The sequence below is a fragment of the Pseudomonas glycinae genome (assembly GCF_001594225.2).
GTDB classification, from domain to species: domain Bacteria; phylum Pseudomonadota; class Gammaproteobacteria; order Pseudomonadales; family Pseudomonadaceae; genus Aquipseudomonas; species Aquipseudomonas glycinae.
The window spans coordinates 5,340,505-5,358,213 of the sequence record NZ_CP014205.2 but is presented as its reverse complement, the minus strand read 5'-3'; the positions used below and the strand labels follow the sequence as shown (position 1 = coordinate 5,358,213).

15 protein-coding genes are annotated in these 17,709 nt (G+C 61.0%); 5 read left to right on the top strand and 10 right to left on the bottom strand.

The genetic code is table 11. The features are described from left to right. Positions 1-30 precede the first annotated feature (30 nt). The 8 genes from AWU82_RS24495 to AWU82_RS24460 all read right to left on the bottom strand — a co-directional run bounded on the left by AWU82_RS24495 (position 31) and on the right by AWU82_RS24460 (position 8,826). Positions 31-828 carry a MetQ/NlpA family ABC transporter substrate-binding protein gene (locus AWU82_RS24495; RefSeq protein WP_064382716.1) on the bottom strand — a complete coding sequence of 266 codons (798 nt, stop codon included), beginning with the start codon at positions 826-828 and terminating at the stop codon, positions 31-33. A gap of 164 nt (positions 829-992) precedes the next feature. Then, positions 993-1,925, bottom strand: a complete 933-nt coding sequence (locus tag AWU82_RS24490; protein WP_011331929.1) for a sigma 54-interacting transcriptional regulator — start codon at positions 1,923-1,925, stop codon at positions 993-995. A gap of 56 nt (positions 1,926-1,981) precedes the next feature. Continuing rightward, positions 1,982-2,563 (bottom strand): alpha/beta hydrolase, encoded by a 582-nt coding sequence (locus AWU82_RS24485; RefSeq protein WP_007952774.1) that lies wholly within the window; start codon positions 2,561-2,563, stop codon positions 1,982-1,984. A 168-nt stretch (positions 2,564-2,731) separates the two neighbouring features. After that, positions 2,732-3,133 (bottom strand): ExbD/TolR family protein, encoded by a 402-nt coding sequence (locus AWU82_RS24480; protein WP_003220570.1) that lies wholly within the window; start codon positions 3,131-3,133, stop codon positions 2,732-2,734. A gap of 1 nt (position 3,134) precedes the next feature. Beyond that, entirely contained in the window at positions 3,135-3,860 is a 726-nt protein-coding gene (locus AWU82_RS24475; RefSeq protein ID WP_011331927.1) for a MotA/TolQ/ExbB proton channel family protein, read from the bottom strand. A 45-nt stretch (positions 3,861-3,905) separates the two neighbouring features. Next, positions 3,906-4,718, bottom strand: coding sequence for an energy transducer TonB (locus tag AWU82_RS24470; protein WP_064382715.1), 813 nt, complete (start codon positions 4,716-4,718; stop codon positions 3,906-3,908). Between the two features lie 380 nt (positions 4,719-5,098). Then, on the bottom strand, positions 5,099-6,442 hold the full coding sequence (locus AWU82_RS24465; protein ID WP_064382714.1) for an aryl-sulfate sulfotransferase: 1,344 nt from the start codon (positions 6,440-6,442) through the stop codon (positions 5,099-5,101). Positions 6,443-6,465: 23 nt separating this feature from the next. Further along, complete coding sequence (locus tag AWU82_RS24460; protein WP_064382713.1) at positions 6,466-8,826, bottom strand: TonB-dependent receptor; 2,361 nt, start codon at positions 8,824-8,826, stop codon at positions 6,466-6,468. A gap of 165 nt (positions 8,827-8,991) precedes the next feature. On the opposite strand from AWU82_RS24460, the gene AWU82_RS24455 reads away from it, so the two are divergent. Next, on the top strand, positions 8,992-9,936 hold the full coding sequence (locus AWU82_RS24455; protein ID WP_064382712.1) for a LysR family transcriptional regulator: 945 nt from the start codon (positions 8,992-8,994) through the stop codon (positions 9,934-9,936). A 228-nt stretch (positions 9,937-10,164) separates the two neighbouring features. After that, complete coding sequence (locus tag AWU82_RS24450) at positions 10,165-11,775, top strand: alkaline phosphatase family protein (protein WP_064382711.1); 1,611 nt, start codon at positions 10,165-10,167, stop codon at positions 11,773-11,775. Between the two features lie 145 nt (positions 11,776-11,920). Here the strand turns inward: AWU82_RS24450 and AWU82_RS24445 are convergent, their stop codons facing one another. Beyond that, entirely contained in the window at positions 11,921-12,829 is a 909-nt protein-coding gene (locus tag AWU82_RS24445; protein ID WP_064382710.1) for a TauD/TfdA dioxygenase family protein, read from the bottom strand. A 180-nt stretch (positions 12,830-13,009) separates the two neighbouring features. Here AWU82_RS24445 and AWU82_RS24440 point away from each other — a divergent pair, with 180 nt between their 5' ends. Further along, the gene (locus AWU82_RS24440) at positions 13,010-13,930 is read left to right on the top strand and encodes a LysR family transcriptional regulator (protein ID WP_064382709.1); all 921 of its coding nucleotides are present in this window, start codon (positions 13,010-13,012) and stop codon (positions 13,928-13,930) included. A 39-nt stretch (positions 13,931-13,969) separates the two neighbouring features. Here the strand turns inward: AWU82_RS24440 and AWU82_RS24435 are convergent, their stop codons facing one another. Beyond that, positions 13,970-14,983 carry an ABC transporter substrate-binding protein gene (locus tag AWU82_RS24435; protein WP_011331920.1) on the bottom strand — a complete coding sequence of 338 codons (1,014 nt, stop codon included), beginning with the start codon at positions 14,981-14,983 and terminating at the stop codon, positions 13,970-13,972. 303 nt (positions 14,984-15,286) lie between these two features. Here AWU82_RS24435 and AWU82_RS24430 point away from each other — a divergent pair, with 303 nt between their 5' ends. Continuing rightward, entirely contained in the window at positions 15,287-16,885 is a 1,599-nt protein-coding gene (locus AWU82_RS24430) for an ABC transporter permease (protein ID WP_064382708.1), read from the top strand. Then, on the top strand, positions 16,882-17,697 hold the full coding sequence (locus tag AWU82_RS24425) for an ABC transporter ATP-binding protein (protein WP_064382707.1): 816 nt from the start codon (positions 16,882-16,884) through the stop codon (positions 17,695-17,697). Before AWU82_RS24430 ends, AWU82_RS24425 begins: the two co-directional genes overlap by 4 nt. Positions 17,698-17,709 lie beyond the last annotated feature (12 nt).

Below are 17,709 nucleotides of genomic sequence, written 5' to 3'. Positions count from 1 at the left end.
ACCTTGAAGGGGTTGTGTTGCTGCGTCAGATCAGAACGCCGGCAGTACCGCGCCGTTGTATTTCTTCTCGATGAACGCTTTGACTTCAGGGCTGGTCAGGGCAGCGGCCAATTTCTTGATGGCGTCGCTGTTCTTGTTGTCTTCACGGGCAACCAGGAAGTTCACGTAAGGCGAATCCGCACCTTCGATCACCAGGGCGTCCTTGGTCGGGTTCAGTTTGGCTTCCAGCGCGTAGTTGGTGTTGATCATGTCCAGGTCGACTTCTTTCAGAACGCGCGGCAGCAGGGCCGACTCCAGTTCCTTGAACTTGAAGTTGTGCGGGTTCTTGGCGATGTCTTTTGGAGTCGCCAGGGCGTTCTTCGGATTTTTCAGCTCGATCAGGCCAGCCTTCTGCAGCAGGATCAGAGCGCGACCGCTGTTGCTGCCTTCGTTCGGAATGGCGATGGTGGCGCCGTCCGGCAGTTCGGCCAGGGTCTTGTACTTGCTCGAGTAGCCACCGAACGGTTCAACGTGAACACCTTGCACGGTCACCAGGTACTTGGCCTTGTCATCCTTGTATTTGCCGGCGTTGAAGCTGTCCAGGTAAGGCTTGGTCTGGAAGTAGTTGGCGTCCAGACGCTTCTCGCCAACCTGTACGTTCGGCTGTACGTAGTCGGTGAAGACCTTGATTTCCAGATCCACGCCTTCTTTGGCGAGGGTCGGTTTGATCAGTTCGAGGATCTCGGCGTGCGGTACCGGCGTCGCAGCAACCACCAGTTTCTCGCCGGCCTGGGCCAGGGAAGCCGTCAGAGCAGCCGCCAATGCGGTAAACAACAGAACCTTTTTCATGCAGTGTCCTTATCGAAAATCGGTCGTCATCGACGACGGCATTAATACGTGTGCCAGCGATGTGCTACTGCTGGCGTGAAGCGGACAATACCGGGATTTTTTATTCCCGGACAATAACGTTTATTCAGCTTCATATTCCATTTTGTTCATGTTGAACAAAATCGTTACAACGCCTCGCTCAGGCTCAACAGCCATTCTTTCAATGCCTTACGTTCGTCGACGGTGCCGTTGAGGCTCACGCTCGCCACCTGACGCTCGATCTGAACCTGCGGCCCAGACACCTCGGGCAGGTTCAGGTGCTCCGGCAGGATTTCGTCGCCGGTGCTCACCAGCAACGCAAAATGTATGACGTTTTCCAGCTCCCGGGTGTTGCCCGGCCAGCTGTGTTGTTCCAGCACCTGCTGCGCCGCTTCGCTGATCAAAGGCACCGGCAGATCCAGACGCTGGCTGTAGATGCCGAGGAAGTACTCGGCCAACGACAGAATGTCGCCAACCCGCGCGCGCAATGCCGGCAGTTCCAGATGCCCTTCGCTGAGATAGTGATAAAGCCGCTCGTGGAATTTCCCCGCCGCCACCGCTTGCGCCAGATCGATGCTGGTCGCCGCTACCAGGCGCACGTCCACCGGGCTTGGTTGATGCGCACCGACGCGGGTGACTTCGTGGTTTTCCAGTGCGGAAAGCAACTTGATCTGGATCGGCAACGGCAGGTCGCCGATCTCGTCCAGGTACAAGGTGCCACCGTTGGCTGAACCGAACCAACCGGCGCGGCTGCTGGCCGAACCGCTGTAGCTGCCGGCGGCATAACCGAACAATTCCGCATCGGCGTAGGTCGGGCTGATCGCGCCGCAATTGACCGAGACAAACAATCCGCTGCGATCACTGGCGCGATGGATATGGCGAGCGAGTAATTCCTTGCCGGTGCCGGTCTCGCCGCGAATCAACACCGAGATCGAGCGCGGTGCGAGCTGGGCCATTTCCTCGCGCAACTGGCGCGAGCGTGGATCGACGAACACCAGCGCCTTGGCGCGAATGCTCAGGGGACTTTTTTCCGCATCGGGAAAGGTCAGCAACGGCTGACCGAAGGTTTCAAGACTCATGGCAGACTCCCGCCCCAAATCGCCGGGAGACGGGGGCGTTGAAAAAATAAAAGTGATCAGGCACGGCGCCGGGCGTGGTGTTCCATGCGGTTTTGCAGGCGATACAGATAAGCGAATCCCTGCTCCCAGCGTTGATGCCCGGACTTCACGTTGATATGGCCGGCGCCGGCGAGAATCCCCGCCTCGGCGCCCCAGTTGCGCGCCAGTTCCAGCGCACGCGGCGCACTGACGGCGGCGTCGTTGTCGGAGCTGACGACCTGGCTCGGGAACGGCAGCAGATCGGTCGGGATCGGTGCGAAATTGCGCAGTGCCGGCACGCAGGCCGGGCGTTCGACGTCCGCCGGTGCGACCAGCAGCGCCCCGCGCACTTGACGCAAATGATGCAGCGGCGCGGTGGCAGCCCAGTGCGCCACGGTGATGCAGCCCAGGCTGTGCGCGATGAGGATCACCGGCGAGCTGTCGGCGGCAATCGCCTCGGCCAGCGCCGCGACCCAGTCTTCACGACGCGGCGTCAGCCAGTCGGCCTGCTCCACCCGCGCACTGTTGGGCAGGCTGTTCTGCCAGTGGGTTTGCCAATGATCTTCTGGCGATCCTTGCCAGCCCGGCACAATCAGATAACGGATTGATTCGTTGCGCATGGGGGAGCTCTCCTGCGTCGTGTCTGTTCCTGAACGAGTATAGGGACGGGATTTATATTCGTTAAGGAATAAGAAGCTATTTATTAATACCTGAAATGCATATTAAACAGCAGACAAAAAAGGGGCCGCACCCTGCCAAGGAGACGGCCCCGGAAAAACGTGAAACCCTTATCGTGCAGTGATCACCGACAGCTTGGTGATGCCCGCCCGCTCAATCGAAGCCATGGCTCGCGCCACTTCGCCGTAATTCACCCCGTCGTCGGCCTGCAATTGCACGCGCACTTCCGGGTCCTTGGCCTTGGCCGACTTGAGGTTGAACTCCAGCAGGTCCGGCTGGATTTCGTCCTTGTTGATAAACAGTTTTCCCGCACCGTCGATGCTCACCACCAACGGGTCTTTCTGCTCGACCGGCGCCACCGCTTCGGTCTTCGGCAGGTTGATCGGTATCGCGTTGGTCAAAAGCGGCGCGGTGACGATGAACACCACCAGCAGCACCAGCATCACGTCCACCAGCGGCGTCACGTTGATCTCGCTCAGCACCTCGTCGCTGTCTTGCGTGGAGAAGGCCATATCAGGACGCCTCCTTCACTTTTGTTGCATTGCCCTGGGCCGCAGCCTTGTGCGCGGTCGGGTGAATCAGCACGCGGAACGAGCTCTTTTGCGCCAGGCTGTAGAAGTCGTGGGCAAAGTCGTCCAGGTCCGCCGCCGTCAGTTTCAGACGACGCAAAAAGTAGTTGTAAACCAGCACCGCCGGCACCGCGACCGCGATCCCCACACCGGTGGCGACCAGCGCTGCACCGATCGGTCCTGCGACCGTTTCCAGGCTCGCCGAGCCTGCCGCGCTGATGCCTTTGAGCGCTTCCATGATTCCCCACACCGTGCCGAACAGACCAATGAACGGCGAGGTGCTGCCAATACTCGCGACCACCGCCAGACCGGTTTCCAGCGAACGGCGCTCGCGGACGATCTGCTGACGCAAGGCACGTTCGAGGCGATCCTGATGGTTGATCGCCTGGCTCAGGTCATTGGCCTGCGGCGCCTCGCCCACTTGGATCGCCGCATAACCGGCCTGTGCCACCCGCGCTGCTGCGCCGGGCTGGGTTTCGCTCAACTCGGCGGCGGAGTCCAGACTCGACGCCGCCCAGAAGCGCTTGTGAAATTTGCGGTCCTGCGCCTTCAACCGGCCGAACTGCACAGCCTTGAGCAATGCCAGGCCCCAGGTGGCGACAGAGAAGACCACCAGCAGCCAGATCACCGCGCTTTCGATGGATTCCAGTGGAGATGCCAGTAACGTCATGATGTGTTCCCTCGTGTAAACATTTCGCGCGAATTTGGTTTCGGTTTAGTGAATCTTGAAATCGATGGGTACGCTGACCCAGCCGTCCCGGGCGACATCACCCTGCTTGGCCGGCACGAAGCTCCAGCGCTTCACGGCGTCCAGCGCCGCGTCGTCGAGCTGTTGCCGGCCACTGCTTTTCTGAATCTGGATTTCGCCCGGTTTACCGCTGGCCAACACGTGTACCCGGAGCAACACCGTGCCTTCCCAACCGCGACGCTGGGCCAGCGACGGATATTCCGGCGCCGGGTTCTTCAGGTACGCGGCGTTGGCCGAGGCCGGCGTCACCGGAGCAGGCGCCGGTGGCGCAGGTGGCGCGGGCGCGGCGACCGGAGCGGCCGGTTGTGGCGGCGCCGGTGGTTGCTCGACCGCTTTCGGCGCCGGTTTCGGTACGGGTTTGGCGACCGGTTTCGGTTTGGGGATCGGCTTCGGTTTCGGTGGTGGCTTGGTGGCCAGTTCGTCTTCCACCGGCGGTGGTGGCTCGACCACTGGTGCCGGTGGCGGCGGTACAACCACAGGTGGTGCCGGTGGCGCCGGGCGCGAAAACTCGATGGTCATCGGTGGAATTTCCGGCGGCACGATCGGCAGCGCTGGCGTCGGATGCTGGTTGATCCAGTAGATCACCGCGCCATGCACCACCAGCGCCAGAACGCCGAGCAGAATCGTTTCCCGGCGGCTCAGAATGCCCTTGGGCGCGCGCTGCAAACGCAGCTGCCCCAACGGCACGCGATGGGGCCGGCCGAGATCGACCAACTCGCCGCTCGGCGCCTGGCGCCACAGCACCTCCTGTGCGCTGGCGGCGGTCTGGACATTGCCCATTGATTTACTCCCTGCGGTCTCTTTGCGTTTTTTCGCGTAGCCGATTCGCCGCTTGTTGAATCCCCCACGGCGTGATCGGTGGGTCAATCATTGGGCCAGCGGCTTATCTCCGAAAGTAATCTTTCATGTTATGAATAGACGCTTTCGGAATATGTGAAACGGTCATTTCCGCCATAGCCACGGCCTGCAAGGCTTTCAGCGATTCGCCAGAATCGACATGCTTTCCTGGCATAAAAAGTATTCATCCAAGGCATCGGATCTTGGAAACAAGCAAACAAAAAAGGCCGATGCACGTTTAATGCATCGGCCTTCGATAACTGAATTTCTTATTGCTTCACAAGCTCAACGGTCCTGGTTTCGACGGTGAACAATCTTGATAACTAACGACTGGCATTGGTCTGTTGCACGCCGATGGCCGGCGCAATCACTGCTGTCTCCGAACGCGGCGTGCCCGCCGGCACCCAGTCATAACTTACAGGAAGGGCTCGATAGACCCAGTTGCTGATCGCGTCACTGCCCGGTGCCTTGCCCAGATAAGGGCTGACGTATTCCCACACGTTTTCACCACTGGCCGTCACCTGGAAAAACCGCCCGTTCATGCCTTCGTCGATCAGCGTGTTGCCGTTAGGCAAGCGCCGCGCGCTGCTGATGAATGAGCTGTAGAACGCCCACCCCGGCTGCTTTGAATTGGCCGCGCTGTACTGCCAGACGATTTCATTTTTCACCGGGTCGATCTCCAGCACCCGCGAACCGGAAATCAGCCCCAGCGTGACGTTCGGGTAACCCGCCGAACCCTGGTTGTCGAACACCAGCAGATTGCCCGCGCCGGGCAGTCCGGCCGGGATGATGTGCGCGTCATGCTGGCCGACGAACTGGTCCACCGGGCGCGGGACTTTCTGCGCGGTTTTCGGACTGGCCAACGGCAGATTCGGCCCCAGACGCCAGACCACTTTGCCGCTGTGCTTGTCGATGATCGCGATGAAGTTGGCGTTGCGCGAATCGATCAGCAGGTTGTCCGGATTGAAGCGCTTGTCGCCGGCATCGAACCATTTGTTCGGCCCGACCAGGCTGAGGTTGTTGATGTGCAGGTAATCCGGATTTTCACTGGCACGAACCAGCTTCAACTGCTCGGCGGTGAAGCCGAATTCGTTCAAGTGATCCGACGCCAGCCACTGCCATTTCACCTCGCCGGCGGGGCTGACTTCGTAGATCGCATCGTCGATCACCTCGGGCACTTTGAAGCCTTTGACCTGGTGCACCTTGTTCGCCAGCACCACGGTGTTGCCGTTGCTCAGGCGACGCTGATCGTGATGCTGTTGCGCGGCGCCACCGGGGGCCTTGTCGCCCCACTGCCAGACGACTTTGCCATTCCAGTCCAGCTCGCCGACGCTCTGATTGCCGAGGCCATTGCCGGCGGAACCGAGCTTGCCCGGATCCTTTTCGCTCAGTTGCAGCAACACATGGCCGCACTCACCACCGACCAGTTGCGGGTCGATGATCGCCGAGGGAAAACCTGATTGCGGCCAGCTCTTCACTTCGTTGCCGTTCATGTCGATCAGGTGCGTCTGCTTGTCGGCACCGCTGAAGATCACATATTGATTGAAGGCCTTGGCCGGGTCGTAACGAGTGACGCCGGTGGGGTAGACGCTGGGCGCGGCGAGCGCCCCGGCACTGAGCACTGCGCCGGACAACAACACCGGAAAAGCGGTTTTGATGCGCAACATGATGCAGCTCCTTGAAGGATCGATCAGAAGTCGTAGCGACCGGTGACGCCGAGGGTGCGCGGCGTACCGAGCAGGCCTTCATAACCGCCGTTGCCGCCGGTCCACAGGGTCGTGTAGTAGGTTTTGTCGAAGGCGTTTTTCAGCCACAGCGAGATGTCCCACTGACCCTGGTTGAAATCGCCGCGCAGGCCGGTGGAGAGATTGACCACCGCGTAACTCGGGATCTGGCCGTAGTCGGAATCCTCGACCGTGCCCACCGCTTTGGAGCGGAACGCGTAGCTGCCGGTGACGTAAGGCTGCAGGCCGTTATCCAGATTCCATTCGTATTTGCCGTTGGCGTTGCCGATCCATTTCGAGGCGCCGACCACCTGATGACCGCTGAGGTCGCACGAGGCCGGAGCACCCGGTGCCTGGCTGACTTCAGGCGGGCACGGCGCGTCCTTGTACGAGAGGTAACTGACGTCGTTGTAGGAGCCGTTGAAGTTCAGCGTCAGGCCGCGCAGCGGGATCACGGTGCTTTCGAACTCCACGCCACGTGAGCGCACTGAACCGGCGTTGGTCAGGTATTGCACGCGGTTGACGTCGTCGTAGGCGTTGGTCTGGTAAGCGTTGACCTGGGTCCAGAACACGTTGGCATTGAGCTGCAAACGCCGATCCCACAACGTGCTCTTGAAGCCGAGTTCGGCGTTGTTGGCGCGCTCGGTGCCGATCAGCAACGAGTCGGCGCCGGCGGTCGGGGCCGAGCCGACCACAAGGTTGACCCCACCGGATTTTTCACCGTGAGACAACGTGGCGTAGCCGAGCAGATCATCGGTGAAGCGATAGCTGAGGTTGAGCAATCCGGACGGGCTGGAGCTGTACTGGTTCAGGTCGCCGGAATCGTAGGCGCCCGTGCGGCCGCGTCGCGCGGTGGCAGCGGCACCCGTGACAGCGGCGCCACCGACCGGCGCATCACGATTGACCCAGGCGTTCTTCTCTTCATAGGTGCCACGCACCCCGGCGGTGAAATCCAGACGCGGGGTCAGGTGCCAGGTGCCTTGGGCGAACAACGCGAAACTGTCGGTCTTGATATGGCCACGGCCGACGCTGTTGACGTTGGCCAGCGCACCCCGTGGCGTGCCGTTCCAGATGTCTGCCTGGGGGCCGTAATAGGCGAAGGATTTGTTGTCCAGGTCCGATCCGAAATAGTAGGCGCCGAGGACGTAATCGAAGAATTCGCCCTTGGGCGACGCGAGGCGAAATTCCTGGGAATACTGTTTGTCCTCCACCGACACCCCGGCGTTGTAGGTGGCCGGCACATTGAGGCCATCGTCGTTGCGCGGGGTGAAATTCCAGAAGCGGTACGAGCTGACCGAGGTCAGGGTGAAGTCGCTCGGCAGGGTCCAGTTGGCCTCCACCGATGTGCCGCCCTGATGCACGGTGACGTGCTGGTCGTTGTCCAGGTTGACCTTGCGGTGCGAGCCGTTGACCAACGTCGCGCCGGCAGCGGCGGCGCGGGCCGAGTAGAGATTGACGCCATTGATGGTCGGCCCGGTGTTGTACAGCACCCGGGTGCCGGCGCTGGAATCCTCTTCGTTGTAGTCACCGATCCAGCGCAGGTTGAAATTCTCGTTGGGCTTGAACAGCAGTTGCGCCCGGAAGCCGTCGCGGGAACCGCCGTTCAGGTCATGGCCGTTGAATTCGTTCTTGATGTCGCCGTCGCTGCGGGTGCGATAGGCAGAGATGCGTCCGGCCAACTGATCGTTGAGCGGCCCGGAAAGCGTGCCCTTGGTCTGGAAGTAACCGTCCTCGCCGACCGACGTCTCGATGCTGCGCTCCGGGGTAAAACTCGGCGCGCGGGTGCTGATGTTGATCACCCCGGCGGTGGTGTTTTTGCCGAACAACGTCCCCTGCGGCCCGCGCAGGACTTCAAGTTGTTCGATGTCCATCAGGTCAAACACCGCCATCCCCGGACGGCCCAGATACACGTTGTCGATGTACAGCCCGACGCTGCCTTCCAGACCGTCACTGGCCGGGTTGTTACCCAGGCCCCGGATCGACACGCTGGACTGACGCGCATGCATGTAGGCGACGTTGACGCTGGGCACCAGTTGCTGCAGATCCTGGATTCGGTAGACCCGTTGCGTCTCCAGAGTCGTGCCGCTCACCACGCTCATGGGCGTCGGCACGTCCTGAGAACTTTCTTCTCGACGGCGGGTGGTGACGGTCACGGTTTCCAGTTGCGAAGTGGCGGTCGCGGTCTTGCCTGCCGGTGCCGGCACAGGGGTTTCCGATTCCGCAGCGTAGCCGTGGGTCCAGCTGGCACTCCCCGCCAGCAACAGGGCCAGAGGCAGACGTTTGAGCCGTCGTGGCGGCGGCGGTGAAGCGAGGTTCAACGGACTCATGGGACTGCTCCTGGTCAAAAAACACGCAGACATCTTCCGTGCCGCATATTCTTTTAAGTTATTTATTTATGTTTTTACAAAGATTTACTGCATAAGAGATTGCCTTTATAAGGAGTCGACCTAATGCATATCCAATGCATTTCCCGGATATTTTTTATGTGAAAAATGCATATCGACTTGCGCCAGCTACGTCACTTCATTGCCCTTGCCGAACAACGCAGCTTCGTCGCCGGCGCGCAGGCGGTGAACCTGTCGCAGTCGGCGTTCAGCCGCAGCATTCAGGCGCTGGAGCACAGCGTCGGTTGCCAGTTGGTGGATCGCGGACGCAAGGAATTACCGCCGACCAAACAGGGCCAGGTGCTGCTTGAACATGCGCGGCGCCTGGTCAGCGGTGCGCAGCAGATGGCCAACGAGATCAGCCAGTTCAACGGGCTGGAGGCTGGGGAGTTGCGCTTCGGTTGTGGCCCGGCGCCGGCAGCGGGATTGATCCCGCGAGCGATCGGCAGCTTCATCGGCCGCTACCCGAAAGCGCGAGTGCATTACCAGGTCGATGACTGGCAGAGCCTGAGCAAAAGACTGCTGAGCGAGGAGTTCGAATTCTTCGTTGCCGATACACGGCACTTCGAGGCAGATCCGGATTACCTGACCCACCGCTTGCGCCCGCGCAAATGGCATTTCTGCTGCCGCGCCGGGCATCCGCTGGGCGCATCGGATCGGGTCACGGCCGAGCAATTGATGAGTTATCCGCTGGCCGTGAGCATTCGTCCGCCAAACCTCCGCAAGGTCATCGTTGACCTCAGTGGCCGGCCGGATTTCGTCCCGAATGTGGAGTGCGAGAACAGCGCCAGCCTGCTCGGCGTGGTGTTGCGCTCCGATGCGATCGGTATCGTCGGCGCCTATTCGGATGCACTGCATCAGGCCCGGGGTGAGTTGGTCTGCTTGAAGATCGAAGGATTGGCGGATGATCTGGAGGAGCTTTATACCCGTTACGGAATTGTCAGCCGCGCCGGGTATCGTCTGTCACCGTTGGCCGAGGCGATGATCGAGCAGATCAAAGCGATTGATGCGGTGGATGAGGAGGTGTGTTCACTTGAGAATCTGGCTGTCTGAGGCACAGCTATCGCTGCGATGCGGCGACCCGACAAGCCAGCTCCCACAGGACCTGCGCCTGGCAAAAATAATGCGTTCACCCGGTACTTGTGGGAGCTGGCTTGCCAGCGATGACGTCAGTACAGGCGCCGATGCATTTGCTGCATATAAAGCATTCCCCGAATGCACTTGCCGAACACCCTCGCCGAAAGCGAAAAACCTCGCCTGTCTTTCTGACTGGTGAACCCCATGTCCAACCCGCAAAACCCTGTGCGCAACGTGCTTTACATCATGTGCGATCAACTGCGCCGCGATTACCTGTCCTGCTACGGCCACCCGCACCTGCACACCCCGAACATCGACCGCCTGGCCGCCGCCGGCGTGCGCTTCAGCCGCGCCTACACACAGGGCACGATCTGCGGGCCGTCGCGGATGTCGGCCTATACCGGGCGCTATGTCAGCAGCCATCAAGTGGCGTGGAACGCCGTGCCGCTGCCGCTGGAAGAACTGACCATCGGCGATTACCTGCGCCCCCACGGCATTCGTACCGCGCTGGTCGGCAAGACCCACGCCACGGCCAACGTGGACGCCTTGCAGCGGCTGGCGATCAACCCTGAAAGCGCCCAGGCCGAAGTGCTGAACGAAGTCGGCTTCGAACCCTACTTTCGCCACGACGGCATCTTCCCCGACGACCCGCTGTTCGATGACAAACGCGAATCCGCGCCCTACACCCATTACCTGCGCGAACAGGGTTTCGAGGGACGCAACCCCTGGCATGACTGGGCTAACGCGGCCGAAGGCGACAACGGAGAAATCCTCAGTGGCTGGAAAATGCGCAATGCCCATTTGCCCGCGCGAATTCCCGAGCAACATTCAGAGACTGTCTACACTACCAATCGAGCCATCGACTTCATCGGTGAGCAAGGTGAAAAACCGTGGTTTTTACACCTGTCCTATATCAAACCCCACTGGCCCTACATCGTACCGGCTCCGTACCACACCTTGTACAGTACGAAATCGATTCTCGACCCGGTACGTAATGCCTCTCCCAGCGACCACCCGGTCTATCAGGCCTTTCGCCAGCATGAGGAAAGCCTGAACTTCTCCAAAGATCCGGTACGACTGAACGTGATCCCGACGTACATGGGCCTGGTCAAACAGGTCGATGATCAGTTGGGGCGGCTGTTCGATTTCCTGCAAAGCAACGGCCGCTGGGAAGACACGCTGATCGTGTTCACCAGCGATCACGGCGACTTTCTGGGCGATCACTGGCTGGGCGAGAAGGAGTTTTTGCTGGAGCAGGCGGTGGGCGTGCCATTGATCGTGCGCGACCCGCGTGCGGCGGCGGATGTCACCCGGGGCACGGTGGACGAACGTCTGGCGGAAACCATCGACGGCGTGCCGACCTTTCTCGAAGCGCTGGGCGTGACGGGGGCGGAGCATCGCCTGGAAGGTCGCTCGTTGATTCCGCTGCTGCACGGTGAAAACCCTGACTGGCGCCGCTATGCGATCAGCGAATACGACTACGCCTTTCAGGCCCCGGCACGGGAGCGGCTGGGCCAGCCGATCGACCGCTGCCGCATGACCATGGTGCGCAGCGAGCGCTGGAAATACCTGGCGTACGACGGCTTCCGGCCGCAGCTTTTCGATCTGCTGAATGACCCGCAGGAGCTGCAGGATCTGGGCGCGGACCCGGCGTATGCGGCGGTGCGCGAGGAGCATGCGGGGTATCTGTTCGAGTGGGTGCGCGGGTTGAAGCGGCGCACGACCATCAGTCATCAGGAGATTGATTTGCGTGGGCAGCGGTTTCGTTATGGGGAGCCGGAGACCGAGAAGATGGTGCAGATCGGGGTTTGGTGACAGTGATCGCTCACCCCGCCGAGGCACTGATCGTTCCCACGCTCCGCGTGGGAATGCCTCAATGGACGCTCTGCGTCCGCTTTGGGACGCGGAGCGTCCCGGGCTGCATTCCCACGCAGAGCGTGGGAACGATCATCTTCTGCTCTTACTCGCGCCCTTTGATGGTCTGGCTACGCTGCCCATTCGCCCCGACCGGCACTTCACCCTTGAGCGTCACCCGACGCACCACACGATCCTGAGTGCCGTAATCATCAATCGCATAATGCTGAGTCGAGCGGTTATCCCAGATCGCCACGTCACCGGCCTTCCAGCGCCAGCGCACGACGTTCTCCTGACGGATCACATGACTTTGCAGCAAGCCGAACAGGTGCGCCGAATCGGCCTGGGAATAGCCCTTGATGCGTTTGACGAAATGCCCCAGCAGCAAGCTCTTTTCGCCGCTGATCGGGTGCACGCGGACCACCGGGTGCTCGGTTTCGTAGACGGTAGAGGTGAAGATCTTGCGATAGCGCTCAAGCTTCTCCGCCGACACGTCCGGCTTCACGGCGGCGTAGTCGTATTCGTTGCTGTGCACGGCCACCAGTTTGTCTGCCAGCTCACGCAATTCAGTCGGCAATTCGTTGTACGCGGTCGCGGTGTTCGCCCACAGCGTGTCGCCACCGAACGCCGGGGCCACCACGGAGCGCAGGATCGAGGCTTTCGGGTAGGCATCGACGAAGGTCACGTCGGTGTGCCACGAGTTGGCGCGCTGCCCTTCGGCGCCGTCCAGTTCCAGCAGATAACGGGTGCCCTCGCGGGACGGCACGGTCGGATGCGCCACGGGCTCGCCGAGCAGGTGCGCAAAGGCTTCCTGACGTTGATCGTCGAGCTGGGTCTGCTCGCGGAAGAACACGACCTTGTACTGGATCAGCGCCTGTTGAATGGCTTCAACCGTCGCGGCGTCCAGCTCACCGGACAGCTGCACGCCACGGATTTCGGCGCCGATACGGCCGGCCACCGGATAAATGTCCAGTGCGTGGACAGCGGGTTTTACAGCGAGTGCGGCATTGCTCATGGGTAGACCCTCATCGACTGCTTGCGGTTGGACGGCAGCGAAACAACGCTCTATCTATATTCCATTTACATCTAATAGATATTCACATGCTTCGTTGACGGAATAAGAGCTTGCATTTAAAACCTCAAGCAACCTCGTCGCAAATGCCTTCGAGCTATTTTTAGGATGCCGGAAAAGCATATGGATCTTCGCCAGTTGCGCTACTTCATCGCCCTCAACGAACACCGCAGTTTTGTCCGCGCGGCCGACGCCATGGGCATCACTCAACCGGCGTTCAGCCGCAGCATTCAAGGGCTGGAGCAGGAGTTCGGCTGCGTGCTGGTGGATCGCGGCAACAAGGATCTACGTCCGACACCAGAAGGTCAGGTGGTGCTGCAACACGCCCTGACCCTGGTGCAGGGCGCGGCATTGCTCAGCGCCGAAGTGACCCAGATGACCAAGCTCGATGCCGGCGAACTGCACTTCGGTTGCGGCCCGGCGCCGGCGGTGAAACTGGTGCCGGACGCGGTGGCGCAATTCATCAATGCGCACCCGAAAGTGCGCACCTGTTTTCAGGTGGATAACTGGGAAAAACTCAGCCGCGCCCTGAGCCGTGAGGAGATCGAATTCTTCATCGCCGACATCCGTCATTTCGAATCCGACCCGAACTTCCAGACCCAGCCGCTGACACCCAAGCGCGGGGTGTTTTTCTGCCGGCCGGGGCATCCGCTGCTGGCCAAGGAAAGCCTGTCGACCAACGACATGTTCGACTACCCGCTGGCGACCACGCTGATCCCGCCGGGCATTCGCAAACTGCTGGCGAATCTCAGCGGCCGGATCGATTTTTCACCGTCCATCGAGACCGAGCATTTTCCCGCGCTGGTGAAAGTGGTGCTGCAATCCAACGCGATTGGCGTCGGCACTGAAGAGGCGTTTGTCGAGGACATTGCGCAAGGCTCGCTGGCGCTGCTGCACTGGCGCAATCTGCCGCAGAATCTGGAGAGCATGAATGCGCGCTGCGGGATTGTGAGCCGCACGGGATTCCGGCTGTCACCGGCGGCGCGGGCGATGATCGAGACGCTGGTGGCGGTGGATAAACAGGCGATCAGCGTCGCGGTTTGAGGGTCATTCCCACGCTCTGCGCGGGAATGACCGCATGACTCAGAGCTTCGCAGCTGCCAGTTCAGGCGCCACCCACTCGTTCACCTTGAACGGCTTGCGAATCAGCTTCTGCTGCGCCGCCAGATCCACCTTGCCCTGCAGGTTTTCGAGGAACAGCGGATCCAGTGTCGAAGGGAAGACTTCGCTCAGGTTCTGATCCTTCAGATCCTGGGTGAGGATCACTGGTGGATAGCTCGCCAGCCCCGACACAAGCTGCACATAGGCGTCCTTGTTGCTGTCCTGCGTCAACCACTCCACCGCCTGCTGCTGCGCCTTGAGCAGCTTCGCCACGGCTTCCGGATGCCCGTCGACAAACTTGCCGGTGCCCACCAGCACCGACTGCACACTGCCGGCGCCACCGAGATCCTTGGTATTCAATGGCAGCTCAGCCAGTCCTTTGGCCTGCAATGCAGTCAGCCCGGAGCTGCCCCAAGACGCATCGATCTGCTTCGCCGCCAGCGCCGCTACCGCTGCGTTGAAATCGAGGTTGATCACCTTCACGTCCTTCTCGCTCAAACCGACGCTGGCCAGCGCCGCATCGAACGACAACTGGGTCGCAGTGCCCCGGAAGATCGCCACGCGCTTGCCTTTGAGATCCTGCAGCGTCTTGATCCCCGAACCCGGCACGACGCCGAGATATTGCTTCACCCCCCGGGCGCTGGCGCTGAGCAGTCGCGTGTCCAGACCGTTGGACTTGCCGATGATGGCCGCCAGATCTCCGAGATAGGCCAGGTCCACCTGACCGTTGGCGAATGCCTCGTTGATCACAGGCCCGGCGCCCTTGAAGAAACTCCACTGAATCTTGATGCCCTGATCGGCGAAGGCCTTTTCAAAGATCTGCTGATCGCGCAGCACGTCCACGATGCCCCCGCCGCTGTGTTGAGTACCCGCGCTCAGATCAGGCACGGCAATCCTGATTTCCTTGAGCTCGTCGGCCTGGGCAGAGAACGCCAGCAGACCCGCCAGTGCCGGCGCGGCAAACAGACTGATGACACGTTTGAAGGGAAGGTTCATGGGTGCGGCTCCTGATCACGGCGGGCATTGAGGAGCCGAAAGTAGGCGCAATCCGTATCAGCACTTAAATACTTAAAAAGCACATTTTTATAGCTTTTCACGCTAAGCCAGCAAAGTCGGGACATGCAGAGCCGTATGCATGGAGAGCATCGAAAATATTCTTCGAATGCATTGGATGCGCGCAGGGCTGGAGGCCTTAAATGGCGCTGCTTATCTCCAAAATGATTATTTTCTAACTCGCTTATAACTATTGTTTTTTAGCTAATTCCGCTGACTCGATCCAACCCGACAACGGAGGTCACCATGGCCCGTGAATCCCTGCTCAGCCTGCCACTGGCCGCACCGCCGTTGAAAAGCCGGCGTACCTGGCCAAGCCTGAGCCACCGCGTTTTACCCTGGATATTGCCGCTCGGACTGTTCGCCCTGTGGTGGCTGGCGGCGCGTAATCAATGGATGAGCGAACAGATCCTGCCGGCGCCGTCACTGGTGTGGAACAGCGCGATCGAGCTGTCCCAGGGCGAGTTGTGGAGTCACTTGTGGATCAGCCTGCAACGGCTGTTCTGGGGCTTGCTGGCGGGCGTTACCGCCGGCGCAGTACTTGGTGCGGCGCTGGGTTTCAGCCGTCGTCTCGAACGCCTGATCTTCCCGACCTTCGCCGGCCTGGCCCAGGTGCCGACGCTGGCGTGGATTCCGCTGTTCATGGTGTTTTTCGGCATCGGCGAAACGCTGAAACTGGTGGTGCTGGTCAAGGCCATCGTGGTGCCGGTGACCCTGCACACGCTGGTCGGCGTGCGCGATGCGCAACCCAAATTACGTGAAGCCGCCGCTGTTTTACGTTTGCCGCCACGTCTGTTGATCCGCCGACTGGTGCTGCCCGCCGCCCTCCCCGCATTCATGGCCGGCGTACGCTTGGCGCTCGCCGCTGGCTGGACTTCATTGCTTGCCGTCGAGCTGCTGGCCTCCAGCGAAGGCATCGGTTACTTGATGGTCTGGGCGCGTCAGTTGTTCATGCTCGACATCGTCTTTGTGTGCATCGTGGTGATCGGCCTGATCGGCGTGGCGATGGATCGCGGCATCGGTCTGCTGGACAAAAAACTGGTGCACTGGCCACATCCCGCCACGGCGGAGATTCGTCGCGGCCCGCGCTACGAAGGCTGGCAGCGCGTGCAGCCGTGGCTGCTGCCGCTGGCGCTGTTAGCGCTGTGGCAACTGGCGGTCGATCAGCAATGGATCGATGCCAACATTCTGGTCAGCCCGTGGGTGGTGCTTGAGGCGACGAAAAACGGATTGCTCGACGGCACGTTGATCGCGGGCATGGCCCTGAGCCTGGGCCGCACACTCGGTGGCTTGTTGATTGGCGGCGGCCTCGGCCTCGTGCTGGGTTTGTTGCTGGGTCTGTCGCGCACCAGCGAACGCGTACTCGGCCCGACCCTCGCCGCCCTGCGCCAGATCGCGATTTTCGCCTGGGTGCCGCTGCTCACCGCCTGGTTCGGTCTGGGCGAACTGGCGAAGTGGGTGTTCGTCGCCCTCGCCGCGTTCTTTCCGTTGTTTGTCGCGACCCAACGCAGCGTCGCCAACCTCTCACCGCAACTCAACGAAGCCGCGCAAGTGCTGCGCCTGAGCCTCGCCCAACGCCTGCGTCGACTGGTATTGCCGGGCGCCGCGCCGGGGATTTTCGCCGGCCTGCGCCTGAGCCTGATCTACGCCTGGCTCGGCACCATCGGCGCCGAATATTTCATGCCGTCCAACGGCGGCATCGGCAGCCAGATGATCGGCGCCCAACAACTGCTGCGCATGGACCTGATCATGGCCGGGATGCTGCTGGTCGGCCTCACCGGCGCCCTGCTCAACCTCATTGGCCAACGCCTGGAAATCCGCGCCACCCGCTGGAGACACGCATGAACGCACCGATTGTCAGCTTCAACCATGTAGGCAAATCCTTCGACGTCGACGGTTTCGAACTGGAGGCGATTCGCGAATTCAACCTCGACATCGCCGAGGGCGAATTCGTCGCCATCGTTGGCTCCAGCGGCTGCGGCAAATCCACCTTGCTGCGCTTGCTGGTGGGCCTCGATACGCAATTTCGCGGGCAGATCACTGTCGATGGCAAAGCCGTCAGCGGCATCGGCGGCGAGCGCGGCATCGTGTTTCAGGAGCACCGTTTGTTCCCGTGGCTGACGGTGGCCGACAACATCGGCCTGGGCCTGGTCAACGAGCCGCTGGGTGCTGCTGAAAAGCAGCAACGCATCAACGACTTCATCGAACTGGTGGGCCTGCGCGACTTCACCCGCGCCTACCCGCATCAACTCTCCGGCGGCATGGCCCAGCGCGTGGCGATTGCTCGCGGGCTGGTGGCGAGCCCACGAATCTTGCTGCTCGACGAACCCTTCGGCGCCCTCGATGCGCTGACCCGCCAGCAGATGCAGGACGAACTGCTGGCGATTCGCGAACGGGCAAAAATCACCACGATTCTGGTCACCCACGATGTCGAGGAAGCGATCTTTCTCGCCGACCGCGTGGTGGTGATGGAACCGCGCCCCGGCCGGATCAAACAGGTGGTGGACATCGCCCTGCCCCATCCGCGCCAACGCAGCAGTTTCGACTTCCATCAGCTGCGCGAAGAACTGCTGCACGAGCTGACCAGTGACGATCATTACCAACCGAGCGCACCGGTACAGATCCGCGATCTGCCGCTGTCGTTCATTGCCTGCTGAACAGGAGCCTGT